The organism is Methanococcoides sp. DA23, assembly GCF_057593895.1.
This window is the reverse complement of sequence record NZ_CM172520.1, coordinates 2,020,911-2,033,822: the sequence shown is the minus strand read 5'-3', so window position 1 is coordinate 2,033,822 and position 12,912 is coordinate 2,020,911. Positions and strand designations below refer to the sequence as shown.

Sequence of the window (12,912 nt, the reverse complement as noted above, 5' to 3'; positions counted from 1 at the left end):
ATGACAATTACACTAGGCGGCGTTTGTGAACCAGGCTCCACTCTTGTCAATAAGACCGGTGGCTGGAGAACATTCAGACCAGTTTTTGATTACGACAAATGTATCAAATGCAAGCTATGTGAGCTCCTTTGCCCGGACATGTCCGTCGATCCAAGAGATGACGGTTTCTTTGAGTTCAACTATGATTTCTGCAAAGGATGCGGCATTTGTGCGAACGAATGTCCAAAGGACGCTATTGAGATGGTTCTGGAGGAGAAATAAATGAAACGAAATTTTGAGAATGACAAGAAGGACATGGTCGTTGTTGAAGGATCGTATGCTGTTGCAGATGCTGTAAAAGCATGCAGGCCAAATGTCATTTCCGCATATCCTATTACACCACAGACCCATATTGTAGAGGATCTCTCCCAGTTCATTGCTGACGGTGAGATACCAAACTGTGAGTACATCAATGTGGAATCCGAGTTCTCCGCAATTTCCGCACTTGTCGGTTCTTCCGCAGCAGGTGCAAGAAGTTATTCCGCGACCACTTCCCAGGGTCTTGAACTTATGCACGAGGTTCTGTTCAACATCGCAGGTATGAGATTACCTGTTGTAATGACCGTTGCGAACAGGGCTGTAAGTGCTCCTATCAACATCTGGAACGACCAACAGGATTCCATTTCCCAGAGGGATACCGGATGGCTACAGCTTCACGCAGAGGATACTCAGGAAGCCGCTGACATGACCGCACAGGCATTCAAGATCGCTGAAGATCCAGATGTCATGCTTCCGGTACTGGCATGTATGGATGGTTTTATCCTGTCACATGTTTACGAACCTGTGATCCTTCTTGATGAAGACCTCGTAGCAGAATATCTGCCACCATTTGAGCCAGAGTTCAAGCTCGACCCGAAGAACCCTAAGACCTTCGGTGCTTTTGCAGATCCTAACTCCTACACTGAGTTCAGATACTTGCAGCAGCAGGCAATGAACAAGGCATTGAAAGTAGTAGAGGATGCTGCAGATGAGTTCTACGATCTCTTTGGCAGACACTATGGTGGTCTTATCGACACATATCAGACAGAAGATGCTGATATCATTCTCATGGCAATGGGCTCTATCGTTGGTACCATCAGGGATGTCGTTGACAAGCTCAGGGCACAGGGTGTCAAGGTAGGTCTCTTAAAGGTAAGGTCCTTCCGTCCATTCCCTGCAGAAGCTATAAAGAATGTTATCAAGGACGCTAAAGTAGTTGTTGCACTTGACAAGAACATCTCTCTTGGTCTTAATGAGGGTGCACTGTTCACCGAGACAAAGGGAAGTCTGTACAATACAAACGTCAATGTTCCTATAATCGGCTTCATGATAGGTCAGGGAGGACGTGATATCCCAGTGAGCACCATGGAGTTCATCGTTGAAGAAGCAAAGAAAGTAATCGATTCAGGTATCACTGTCGAAAGCCAGTTCACTGACCTGAAGGAGGAATTGTTATGAAACCACTTTTACAAGCAGGACATAGGGGATGTGCAGGTTGCTGTGACGCAATAGCTGCAAAGTTCACCCTCATGGCAGCAGGCGAGGACTGTATCGTTGTAACTCCTACCGGATGTCTTGAGGTCATGACCACTCCATACCCTGAATCCTCATGGAATGTCCCATTTATACACTCCCTTTTTGAGAACAACGCAGCAGTCGCTTCAGGCGTTGAGGCAGCTCTCAAAGCAAAGGGCGAGTTAGGCAAGACCAAGATCATCGCAATGGGCGGTGACGGTGCAACCCTCGATATCGGTATGCGTTCCATATCCGGTGCATTCGAGCGTGGACACGACTTCACATACGTCTGTATCGACAATGAAGCATACATGAACACCGGTGTACAGAGAAGTGGTGCAACACCATTTGCAGCTTCTACCACAACCAGTCCGGCAGGTAAGGTATCATTTGGTAACATTCGTCCAAAGAAGAACATGCCAGCTATCATGGTAGCACACGGTTCTCCATACGTTGCAACAACATCCATCGGATATCCAAAGGACATGATAAGGAAGGTCCAGAAAGCTACCGAGGTCGAAGGTCCTACCTACGTGCACGCACATTCTCCATGCACTACCGGCTGGGGATTCGATACCTCCAAGACCATAGAGATCGCAAAGCTGGCAGTCGAGACATGTCTCTGGCCACTCTATGAGATGGAAGATGGTGAGCTCACCAAGTCCAGGAAGATCAAGAACCCAAAGCCGGTCGAGGACTATCTTAAGATGCAGCGTCGTTTCAAGCACCTTTTCACAATGGAAGGTGGGGACGAGATGATCAAAAAGATACAGGCACTCGCTGACGCTAACATCGAGAAGTTCGGGTTACAGTAAACCCGTTCCTCTTCTCTTTTTATTTTCTTATTTTTCCTGTCGCACCTTCAGTTCGATCAATCAAAAATGATATTCAGTAGCTTCAGCTCTTTTTCTCTATATCTTCAAAATATTTCCTGGTCTCACTGACGATCACCTTCCGCAAAGCAAGGAGGGCTATGAGGTTTGGTAGTACCATCAAGGCGTTCACTATGTCTGCCAGTATCCATATGGTCTCAAGGGTAAGGTAGACTCCTCCTCCAACCAGCAATATATAAACTATCTTGTAAGGCATTATACCTCTGACACCAACAAGGAACTCCACGCATCTTTCCCCGTAATAGTTCCATCCAAGTATGGTGGTAAAGGCAAAGAAGATCAGCCCAATGCCCACGATATAAACCCCAACGCTCTCAAGACCTGTGGTAAATGCGTATGAGGTCATGTAGGCACCTTCATATTCACTTGTCCAGGAGCCTGTCAGCACGAGCACTATTCCAGTCATCGTACAGACGATGATGGTGTCAAAGAATGTACCTGTCATGGAAATAAGCCCCTGTCTCGCAGGTTCCTTCACCTTTGCTGCTGCGGCTGCTATGGGTGCACTTCCAAGCCCTGACTCATTGGAGAACACCCCCCTTGCAATTCCCAGCTGCACCGCAAGTAGCATCGTAGCTCCCAAAAAGCCTCCTGTGGCTGCCGTTGGGGTGAATGCAGATACTATTATCAGTCTTACGGTTCCGGGAAGCATGTCCAGATTAGTAAAGATGATGAGCAGACAGCCAAGAACATAAGCGATGGCCATGAAAGGAACGACCACCTGCGCAACTCTTGCAATGCTCTTTATTCCTCCGATGGTGACCAGTGCCACAAGGACAGTGATTACCACAGCTGTGTGGATCGGTGGAACATTGAATGTGATGGCAGCTGAATCCGCGATGGCATTGACCTGCGGGAAGATCCCTATCCCGAAGAATGCGACACCTATTCCGCTGAACGCAAAGAAAACTGCAAGAGGGCGTGCATAGAACTTACCGGCAAGTCCCTTTGTGATGTAGTACATCGGGCCGCCTGACATCTGTCCGTTCTCATCGATCTTCCTGTACTTGACAGCCAGCATGGACTCGGCATATTTGGTGGCCATGCCGAAAAAGGCTGCCAGCCACATCCAGAACAATGCTCCCGGACCTCCTACCTTGATGGCCGTGGCAACTCCCACGATGTTCCCTGTGCCGATAGTAGCGGCAAGGGCTGTGGTAAGGGCTGCAAAGCTGCTAATATCTCCTGCGTAGCTCTTGTCCGATCTTTCCGGCTTGATGACATAACGCAGTGCCAATGGTAATTTGAATATCTGTATGAATCCAAGGCGCAATGTAAGGTAAACTCCGGTCCCGACAAGGAGTGTGAGCAGGGGGAGTCCCCATACCATCTCGTCAATGCTTTTCAGGAGGGTCAGTCTATCTGGGGCTGTATCTATCAAGTTAAAAAAATATTCGATCACTGCTCCAACATCCTCCTTGTCCTCTATTACTTATTTTTGTTGTATACTATAAATATGCTTTAGGCGTTTCATGCAAAACGTTTTGTATGGTGTCAACAAAGGTTCTCTGGCGATAGTGATGGACAATACTGCAAACTTTGACCTTATATGGTCTATCCTGAAAAAAGAATACCCTGACCCTCAACCTGAGCTGGATTACAGCAATGAGTTCGAGCTGCTGATAGCTACAATCCTTTCGGCACAGTGTACCGATGCGCAGGTAAATAAAGTGACAAACGAGCTGTTCAGGAAATACACGAATGTGGAAGCTCTTGCAGAAGCTGATCTGGATGTACTTGAAAAAGAGATATATTCCACTGGTTTTTACCATGCCAAATCGAAGAACATCAAGAGGACCTCACAACTGATCATCTCTGATTTCAATGGCAAGGTGCCGGACACCATGGAAGAGCTTACAAGCCTTCCGGGAGTTGCCCGAAAGACGGCTAATATCGTTCTTGCAAGGGGATTCGGCAAAGTGGAAGGCATTGCAGTGGATACGCATGTGAAAAGGGTTTCCGGTAAGTTGGGGCTTACTGAGAACACTGATCCCAAGAAGATAGAAAAGGACCTTATGGAGCTTGTAGACCAAAAGGACTGGGATGATCTGTCAATGACACTTATCCTTCATGGGCGCAGGGTATGTGATGCAAAAAAACCTCAATGCACAATTTGTCTGCTTTCAAAGCTATGCCCTTCAAGTTTGGTCTGAATAAAGATGGATGATCTGTAAATTATCTGTAAGTTGAAAATAACATGGGGTAATAAAATGAATATGCGTTCAAAATATGTGATGTTTGGTTCTGCTCTTGTGCTGGTCTCAGCTTTAATCCACCTTATTCATTATCTTGTCTTCCATGATATGCATCACATTTCCATATATCTTGTAGGAAGGATAGCCTTTGTTCCAATAGAGGTACTGCTAGCTTCTTTGATCATTCATCATTTTCTTGAACGTATCGAGAACAAGCATAAGATGGAAAAACTGAACATGATAATTGGAAGTTTTTTTAGCGAGATCGGTAATGATCTTCTGGCAGTCATCTCTGATGCTGATCCCCACCTTGACCATGTAAGGAATAAATTCATAATAAAAGATGTATGGTCAGAAAAGGAGTTTGATGATCTTGAGATCTTCCTAAAAGGATATATCTATAAAGTTGACATGAACAAGATCGACCTGGTCCCCTTTGCTTCATCTCTTGTCAGCGAAAGAAATTTCCTGGTATCCATGCTCCAGAATCCGGTGATGTTCGAGCATGAATCCTTTACTGAACTTCTCCGGGCCGTTTTCCATCTGACAGAAGAGCTGGAATATCGTGGAGACCTTTCAGACCTTCCCAATTCGGACAGGGTCCATCTTTCAGGGGATGTCAAAAGGGTATACGGTTTGCTTTCCCGCGAATGGCTGACCTATATGGAGTATCAGAAAGTCAATTATCCATACCTGTTCTCCCTTGCAATGAGGACCAACCCGTTCGATAAGGATGCAAGTGTAGTAATAACAGAGTGATCCTCAGGAACCTCAACAAGCATTTCTCTGTTAATGCTTGTTCCTTTCCTACTTTTTAAGAGCGGAGTTCGTTGTTCCTTTCACTTTCACTCCGCATACCAAACCCTTTAAACCGCTTTTATGCATACTAGTTCTTACAATGTCTCGCATCATCCTTCATGTTGATATGGATTATTTCTACGCTGCCATCGAAGAGCGTGAGGACCCTTCCCTGAAAGGAAAAGCAGTTGTGGTCTGCATGTATTCCAATCGCGGCGAGGAAGGGGGTGCTGTCAGTACCTGCAACTATGCTGCAAGGGATGCAGGCATTCATTCCGCTATGCCCTGTAGGCTCGCAAAGGCTGTCAAACCGGATGCTGTCTTCTTGCCGGTGAGAAAACTGTTCTATTCCGAGGTTTCGGACAGGATAATGGAAATTCTCAGGTCCTATGCTGACAATGATGGAGAACTCTTTGAGAAGTTAGGTATAGATGAGGCCTTCCTCGAAGTGACGGCCACCTCAGGGGGCGATCTTGAGAAGGCACAGCAGATCGCACAGAGCCTCAAGGACGATGTGAAGGAGCTGGAAGGGCTTACCTGCTCGGTGGGCATTGGTCCTAACAAGATAATCGCCAAGATGGCCTCATCCCGTCAGAAGCCGGACGGTATCACTGTCATAAGCGAGGATGAGGTGGATGAGTTCCTCAGGAAGATGCCTGTGGCAAAATTGTGGGGTATAGGAAAGGTCACAGAGGAAAAACTTGCTGGTATGGGCATCGATACTGTGGAAGACCTTGCCGGGCGTGATGTTCAGGAACTGATCTCAGCTTTCGGGAAGACCCGGGGGACATGGCTCAAGATGGCCGCATCAGGTATCGATGACGATCCTGTCAAAGAGAAGACAAGTTCTGACCAGATCGGCAGGATGGCCTCTCTTACCCATGATACTCGCAAAAGCGATCTGGTACTCTCCCTGCTTGATGAGCTTCTGGATGATGTGTTCAGTAAGGTCACTGCAAGGAGTGTTTCTTTCAGATCGATCACCATAACCGTCATATATTCCAATTTCAAGACCGTTACCAAAAGCCATACTCTCAATCATCCCATGGCTGAAAAGGCAGTGCTCAGGGAAGTTTCCTATCAGATAATGGGCGAATTGCTGGACAGCAGCACTGTCAATATCCGCCGTATTGGTGTGCGTGTGGGGAACCTGCATGAGAACAAAGGTCAGAAAACACTGGCTGAGTTCTTCTAAGGATCATTTTGGTCATGGCGGAAGAATTATATTTGCTTATTATGAAAAGGAATGATGGCTAATGTTCTTAAGGACAATTTCACTAAGGGATTCTAAAGAAATCGATGACAATACCTACCCTTTCACAATTCCTGTTATAAGGAATTTCTCTGAGGTCGAACTAAGGAGCAACGTCACCTTCTTTGTGGGTGAGAACGGCTCCGGCAAATCAACACTTCTGGAAGCCATAGCTGACCAAGCTGGTTTCAATACTGCCGGTGGGAGTCGTAATAACTTATACGAGGTTGAAAAGTCCTCATCCGTTTTCGGTGAATACCTGCAATTCTCATGGATGCCAAAGGTCAACGAAGGCTTTTTCCTGAGGTCGGAAACGTTCTACAATTTCGCTTCCCATATCGATGAGCTCCAGAAAATTGACGGGAGGGCGTATGATGCATACGGCGGCAAATCCCTTCATGAAAGTTCTCATGGCGAGTCTTTCCTGGCTCTTTTTAATAATCGTTTCAGCAAGGGATTATATCTTCTGGATGAACCGGAGGCTGCTCTTTCACCGTTGCGTCAGTTGTCGCTGCTGAAGATCATACATGACATGGAATCAAGCGGCAAGGCACAGTTCATCATTGCCACACATTCTCCAATATTGATGGCCTATCCCAATTCACAAATACTTGATTTTGATGGGGATGAGATTGCAGAGGTGGCATATGAGGACACTGACCACTACAATATAACAAAGGATTTCCTTAATGCACCAGAAAGGTATTTTAGGGAATTGTTTCGTGATCTTTAAGGGGTGGCGTTATTTTTTGGGTGAAAAGTGGAGGCTGTTTAGCATTTAGATGTTCGTCATATTTGTGTGTGGATTTTGAATTATATAGTTCGAATTTATGCCCTCGTATAAACTAACGGGGATGTGGTAAGTGTAAAAAACCGAACTCTCTAAAAAACATAGAGGATTTAAAATTATATAATTAATTCAGACAAAAATGGAATATATTTAATTCATTGGTTTTTTAAAATCTTTTTTCAAAGCAAAAATAAATTACATATTATTTTTGAAGAGTTACTAAAATTTAGTTAAAAATAAAAAAAAATGTGGCATATAGATAAATCTAAAGACAAATTTACTCATCTACTTTTCTATATATCTCTTCTAAGGTGTTTTCTATTGAATTTAGCTGATAATAAGATTTAATTACTTGCAATAGTCCCCCAATTCCAATCAATCCAATCACATACATTATAGCATCTACAAGTTTATCATGATCCCCAAAATAAGAAAAAATAGCAAATGTTGACAATACTATGGCAATTGGAGATATTAAGATAACAAATAGTGATGTGGAATTTAGAGTATTAGCAAGTCTAAAATACTTTTCTTCTGGAACACACCTCATCTTCAGGTTATCTATTTCTTTTTTACTAGAATCTTTTAGCTCCAATATTTCAGTTTTAAGTAATTCAATTTTAGTATCGAGGGCTGCTATTTGATAATCCTTGAACATTTGCTTAGGATCACTATTTGCAATTGAACTAATATCGTGTGTAGGGTTGGTATCTGAATTAAAAGTATACCCACCAGTCGAATCAGTGTTTCCGATGTCTTCTGAAAAAGTTGATTCTGTTGAGGTTGACTCCATGTTGACAACTCCTACTGAGTTTAAAACAATTTAACAATTTCAGATTTTGCAAATGCCTCTGAGCAGAATTCAACAAATTCTTTTAAGAAGAAACTGTCAATTGATTTCTTACCTTGAATGTTATTATTAACATCCCTTTTTACGATGATACCTCTGAAAACTTCACCGTCTGTTTCTTGGTTGCCAGTTTCAACTCTTGTTATGTTATTGCAAGAAAAGTCTTTAATTTCGGCTGCTTGGTTATATCTAATACTTAACTCCTTCAGATTACTAACGTCTTTTGAAATAAAAGACGACTTCAAAGCAATTTCGGGGTCATTATTGCTTATAAAATAAGTAATAACATAACCAACTCTGTTTACTACTGTTTGTTCTTTGATAGAGTTATATGTTGCTTCAAAAAAACCATTTAGCTTAGAATTTAGTTCATCGGCTATTTCTAAAAAGTCAGAAATTTTACGATTCGGATTAAAAAAAAGATCAATCCTAGATTTCGAGATTTGGCATCTATATTCTTCACTTACAGATGGTAGTTGTATAATTGGTATTTCTACTGGTGCATTTTCAAATTCTGGTAATGTTACGGGCATGCGATCAAAAAAATTGTCGAGTTCATTATTGAGAAATGGAATTATTTTGTCAGGTCTACTAACAGGATCTTCGAAAAAAAGAGCAAACTGAATTTCTACAATATTCATATCCATATATATCTCCAATTCATAGTGAATAGGTTAATACAATATTAATATTTTCAAACGACATCATCTCTATTTACCAGTTTTTTACTTATACATCCTTGTTTTGTGATAATAAGCAGTATCAATTTTTTTAATCGCTATATCTGAGAATTGATTGTCACATAATTGTCTAACCTTTCTCTCACATGAACATTCAATGTAAATGGTTTCTCACTCTTTGCGTTTTGCTTCATATAATGTAAAGTGCCTTTTGAGAACCCCATCTTCTTCCATTCAGTATAAGACATGTCAATTATTTTCTTCCTCAATATATCTGAATTATTCCCTTTTCCCAAATCCCCCGCCACCGGGAGTTTCTATCACGAACACATCCCCCTCTTCCATATCCACTTCATCGGTTGGTTCCAGCTCCTGTGTCCTTCCGTCCTTCCTGACCACCAGGTTCTTGCCGCATTCACCTTCGTAGCCGCCGCTTGAACCAAAAGGGGGATACTTCCTGTGCGAGGATATTATTGCTGCTTTCATTTCCTCAAGGAATCGCATTTTACGGACAACACCGTTTCCTCCGCAGTATTCTCCTTTTCCTCCGCTTCCCTTCTTTATGGAATATTCTTCAAGGAGTACCGGGAAACGCAATTCAAGGACTTCGGGATCGGTCATTCTGGAATTTGTCATATGGGTCTGTACCGCATCGGTGCCATTGAATCCGTTTCCTGCACCTGAACCGCCACAGATGGTCTCATAATACTGGAATTCCTGATTTCCAAAGGTGAAATTGTTCATGGTTCCCTGTGATGCTGCTACAATTCCCAGTGCTCCATAGAGTGTGTCCACGATATACTGTGAGGTTTCCACATTTCCTGCTGCGACTGCTGCGGGGTGGGACGGGTTCAATAGACAGCCTTCTGGTATTATTATATTGAGAGGTTTCAGACATCCTGCATTCAATGGTATATTGTCCTTTACAAGCGTGCGGAAAACATAGAGTACAGCAGCTTTACATACGGATGCAGGAGCATTGAAATTATTGTCCTGTTGCGGTGACGTTCCTGTAAGGTCGATGGTCGCTGAGCGGTCATTCCTATCTATGCTGATACTTGCATGGATCTGGCTGTCATCATCGAGCTTGTAGGTGAATTCTCCGTCATGTAATACCTCGATGACCTTCCTCACGGCTTCCTCGGCATTGTCCTGCACATGCTGCATATATGCCATCACCGTTGGCAGCGAATATTTCTCCACCATCTGCTCGAGTTGCTGTATGCCTTTCTCATTCGCAGCGACCTGTGCCCTGAGGTCAGCGATGTTCTGGTGATGATTGCGTACTGGATGCTCACCACTGGTCAGGAGTTCGGTAACTTCACTCTCCCTGAAATGTCCCCTGTCCATAAGTTTGAGATCATCTATCAATATCCCTTCCTCGAAGATGGACCTGCTCTTGGGTGGCATCGATCCCGGACTGATCCCTCCAATATCGGCATGATGACCTCTTGATGCAACATAGAATTGCACTTCATCCGAGCCACAGAACACCGGGGACACAACAGTGATGTCAGGAAGGTGTGTGCCGCCTGCATAAGGGGAGTTCAGCATATATGCGTCCTTTTCATTCATTTTCCCCCTTCTGTTCTCTATCACTGCTTTGATGGACTCTTCCATTGATCCCAGGTGTACGGGTATGTGAGGGGCATTGGCGATGAGATGTCCTTCATGGTCGAAGATCGCACAGGAAAAATCAAGCCTCTCTTTGATATTGACCGAATATGCGGTGTTCTGAAGACTGTATCCCATCTGCTGTGCGATCGACATGAAACGGTTGTTGAACACTTCGAGCATGATGGGATCTACCTCTGTTCCCAGGGCAACATGTTCCCTTGGAGGTACTGTACGAGTGAGGACTATATTGCCGTGGACGTCTATGTCCGCTTTCCACATTGGTTCAACGATTATCGTAGTATTATCTTCAATGATAAGAGCTGGGCCTGTTACGGAATTTTCGGTATGTAAACAGCAGCGTGCGTAGACATTTGCAGTATGGTATCTTCCCCTTGTGTACATCTGTATTGTTCCGCATGGTCCTGAGTCATTCTCCGAAGTTTCCATCTCCTTCTTTTTCATATGGACCTCATTTGCTCCGATCATCTCCACGGATGCTGCGGAGACCACGAGTCCCTTTTCCATTACAAAACCAAAACGCTTCCTGTGGGACTCTAAGAATCTTGTGGTTATGTCCTTCCTACTGCCGAACTCGATCTCCATTGGAGTGTCAGTGCCGCTGTATCTCACATGCACTTTCTTTTTGGCGATGAGCCTGTCCGGTGATACTCCCTGCTCCTGCATCGATAGGTATCCTTCCTTTTCCATCTCGACGAAGAGTTCTCGCATTTGCCCGATGGTGTCGTCGTTCAGGTCCTTTTCCACGGACCTTTCGAGTATCATCCTCTGGTCTGCCAGCCCCATGCCGTATGCTGAAAGCACCCCTGCATACGGGTGGATGAAGATCGTGCTCATTCCCAGTGAATCAGCGACAAGGCAGGCATGTTGTGCCCCGGCTCCTCCGAAACAACAGAGGGCATAACTTTTGAGATCGTAGCCTCTCTGTGTTGATATCTTCTTGATGGCATTTCCCATGTTCTCGACTGCGACTGTCAAGAATCCCTCTGCTACGTCTTCAGGAGATATGCTCTTGCCTGAGCCTTTAGGGATGATCAATGCCATCTCCTCAAACTTTGTGTGAACCGTTCCTTTATCGAGGGGCAATGTGCCCGAATCCCCGAAGACCTGTGGGAAATATTCGGGAATTACTTTTGCCAGCATCACATTACAGTCAGTTACCGTCAGAGGTCCGCCTTTCCTGTAGCATGCAGGCCCGGGTTCGGAGCCTGCGGAATCTGGTCCTACCTGGAACCTTCCATTTTCATAGTGCAGTATGGATCCGCCACCTGCGGCGACTGTATGGATATGCATCATGGGGGAATAGAGGTGTATCCCGTCTATCTCGTTCTCAAACGAGCGTTCATATTCCCCGTTATAATGTGCTACATCCGTGGAAGTCCCGCCCATGTCGAAACTTATGATCTCCTTGAAGCCGGCACTCGCTGACACGGTTGCCGCCCCAACGATACCTCCGGCAGGGCCTGACAGGATACTGTCCTTGCCTCTGAAAGAGGCCGCCTGTGTCAGCCCTCCGTTGGATTGCATGAAAAGGAGGTTTGTGTCATCCCCATTGGAGCGCAATACTGAATGTATCCTGTCAACATAGCGCTGTAATACGGGAGACAGATAGCCATCCACCATGGTCGTCTCTCCGCGTCCGATTATTTTTATAAGGGGGCTGATCTTATGGGAAAGGGAAATATGTGTGAATCCTATCTCCTTTGCTATCCTCTCAATAACAAGTTCATGTTCCGGGTAGCGATAAGAGTGCATAAGGGCTACTGCAAGGGAATATGTTCCGGAGACATGAAGTTCTTTGAGGTCTCTCCTTAATTTGTCCTCATCAAGGGGTATCAGCTCTTCACCATTGGAGCTGTAGCGCTCTTCAGCTTCGATCACTTTCTCATATAGGACTTCAGGGAGCTTGATGTCAAGTGCGAATATGTCCGGACGGTTCTGGTATCCTATTCTCAGGGCATCCCTGAAACCTTTGGTCACCACAAGGGCAAAGTTCTCCCCTTTTCTTTCAAGAAGCGCGTTCGTACCTACTGTGGTTCCCATCTTTATGCATTCAATGTCCTTTGTTGGCAATTGGTCATCTGGGCCGAGGTCAAGCATCTGGCGTATCCCTTCAATTGCTGCATCCTCATAATGTTCCGGGTTTTCCGAGAGTAGTTTGTGGGTGAGGGTATCTCCATCGGGGGATCTGCCAATAACGTCTGTAAATGTTCCTCCCCTATCTATCCAGAATTGCCATCTGTTCTTTTCGGACATGTTCAACCTCGGTATCTTGCAAAAATGTTT

The 12,912-nt window shown here is 44.7% G+C and carries 11 protein-coding genes; 7 read left to right on the top strand and 4 right to left on the bottom strand.

The window, feature by feature from the left end:
• Genes porD through porB form a run of 3 tightly spaced genes read left to right on the top strand, consistent with a single transcriptional unit; the run spans position 1 to position 2,348 of the window.
• Positions 1-261, top strand: coding sequence for a pyruvate synthase subunit PorD (porD, locus tag AC20MK_RS10060; RefSeq protein WP_172366800.1), 261 nt, complete (start codon positions 1-3; stop codon positions 259-261).
• Positions 262-1,476, top strand: coding sequence for a pyruvate synthase subunit PorA (gene porA, locus AC20MK_RS10055; RefSeq protein ID WP_487355676.1), 1,215 nt, complete (start codon positions 262-264; stop codon positions 1,474-1,476). It abuts the gene before it with no gap.
• Positions 1,473-2,348 (top strand): pyruvate synthase subunit PorB, encoded by an 876-nt coding sequence (gene porB, locus AC20MK_RS10050; protein WP_487355675.1) that lies wholly within the window; start codon positions 1,473-1,475, stop codon positions 2,346-2,348. The genes porA and porB overlap by 4 nt, the downstream gene beginning before the upstream one ends.
• Before the next feature lie 82 nt (positions 2,349-2,430).
• Here the strand turns inward: porB and AC20MK_RS10045 are convergent, their stop codons facing one another.
• Complete coding sequence (locus AC20MK_RS10045) at positions 2,431-3,807, bottom strand: alanine/glycine:cation symporter family protein (RefSeq protein WP_487355674.1); 1,377 nt, start codon at positions 3,805-3,807, stop codon at positions 2,431-2,433.
• A gap of 91 nt (positions 3,808-3,898) precedes the next feature.
• Here AC20MK_RS10045 and nth point away from each other — a divergent pair, with 91 nt between their 5' ends.
• The 4 genes from nth (at position 3,899) to AC20MK_RS10025 (ending at position 7,404) form a co-directional block, all read left to right on the top strand.
• Positions 3,899-4,579 (top strand): endonuclease III, encoded by a 681-nt coding sequence (gene nth / locus AC20MK_RS10040; RefSeq protein ID WP_487355673.1) that lies wholly within the window; start codon positions 3,899-3,901, stop codon positions 4,577-4,579.
• A 57-nt stretch (positions 4,580-4,636) separates the two neighbouring features.
• The gene (locus tag AC20MK_RS10035) at positions 4,637-5,380 is read left to right on the top strand and encodes a hypothetical protein (RefSeq protein ID WP_487355672.1); all 744 of its coding nucleotides are present in this window, start codon (positions 4,637-4,639) and stop codon (positions 5,378-5,380) included.
• A gap of 139 nt (positions 5,381-5,519) precedes the next feature.
• Complete coding sequence (gene dinB / locus AC20MK_RS10030; RefSeq protein ID WP_487355671.1) at positions 5,520-6,614, top strand: DNA polymerase IV; 1,095 nt, start codon at positions 5,520-5,522, stop codon at positions 6,612-6,614.
• A gap of 61 nt (positions 6,615-6,675) precedes the next feature.
• Complete coding sequence (locus AC20MK_RS10025) at positions 6,676-7,404, top strand: AAA family ATPase (protein ID WP_487355670.1); 729 nt, start codon at positions 6,676-6,678, stop codon at positions 7,402-7,404.
• 334 nt (positions 7,405-7,738) lie between these two features.
• Here the strand turns inward: AC20MK_RS10025 and AC20MK_RS10020 are convergent, their stop codons facing one another.
• From AC20MK_RS10020 to AC20MK_RS10010, 3 genes are all read right to left on the bottom strand, one after another.
• A complete protein-coding gene (locus AC20MK_RS10020; RefSeq protein WP_487355669.1) occupies positions 7,739-8,254 on the bottom strand; it encodes a hypothetical protein in 516 nt (171 codons plus the stop codon).
• 20 nt (positions 8,255-8,274) lie between these two features.
• Positions 8,275-8,958, bottom strand: coding sequence for a hypothetical protein (locus AC20MK_RS10015; RefSeq protein WP_487355668.1), 684 nt, complete (start codon positions 8,956-8,958; stop codon positions 8,275-8,277).
• Between the two features lie 312 nt (positions 8,959-9,270).
• Complete coding sequence (locus AC20MK_RS10010) at positions 9,271-12,882, bottom strand: hydantoinase B/oxoprolinase family protein (protein WP_487355667.1); 3,612 nt, start codon at positions 12,880-12,882, stop codon at positions 9,271-9,273.
• Between the last annotated feature and the right edge of the window lie 30 nt (positions 12,883-12,912).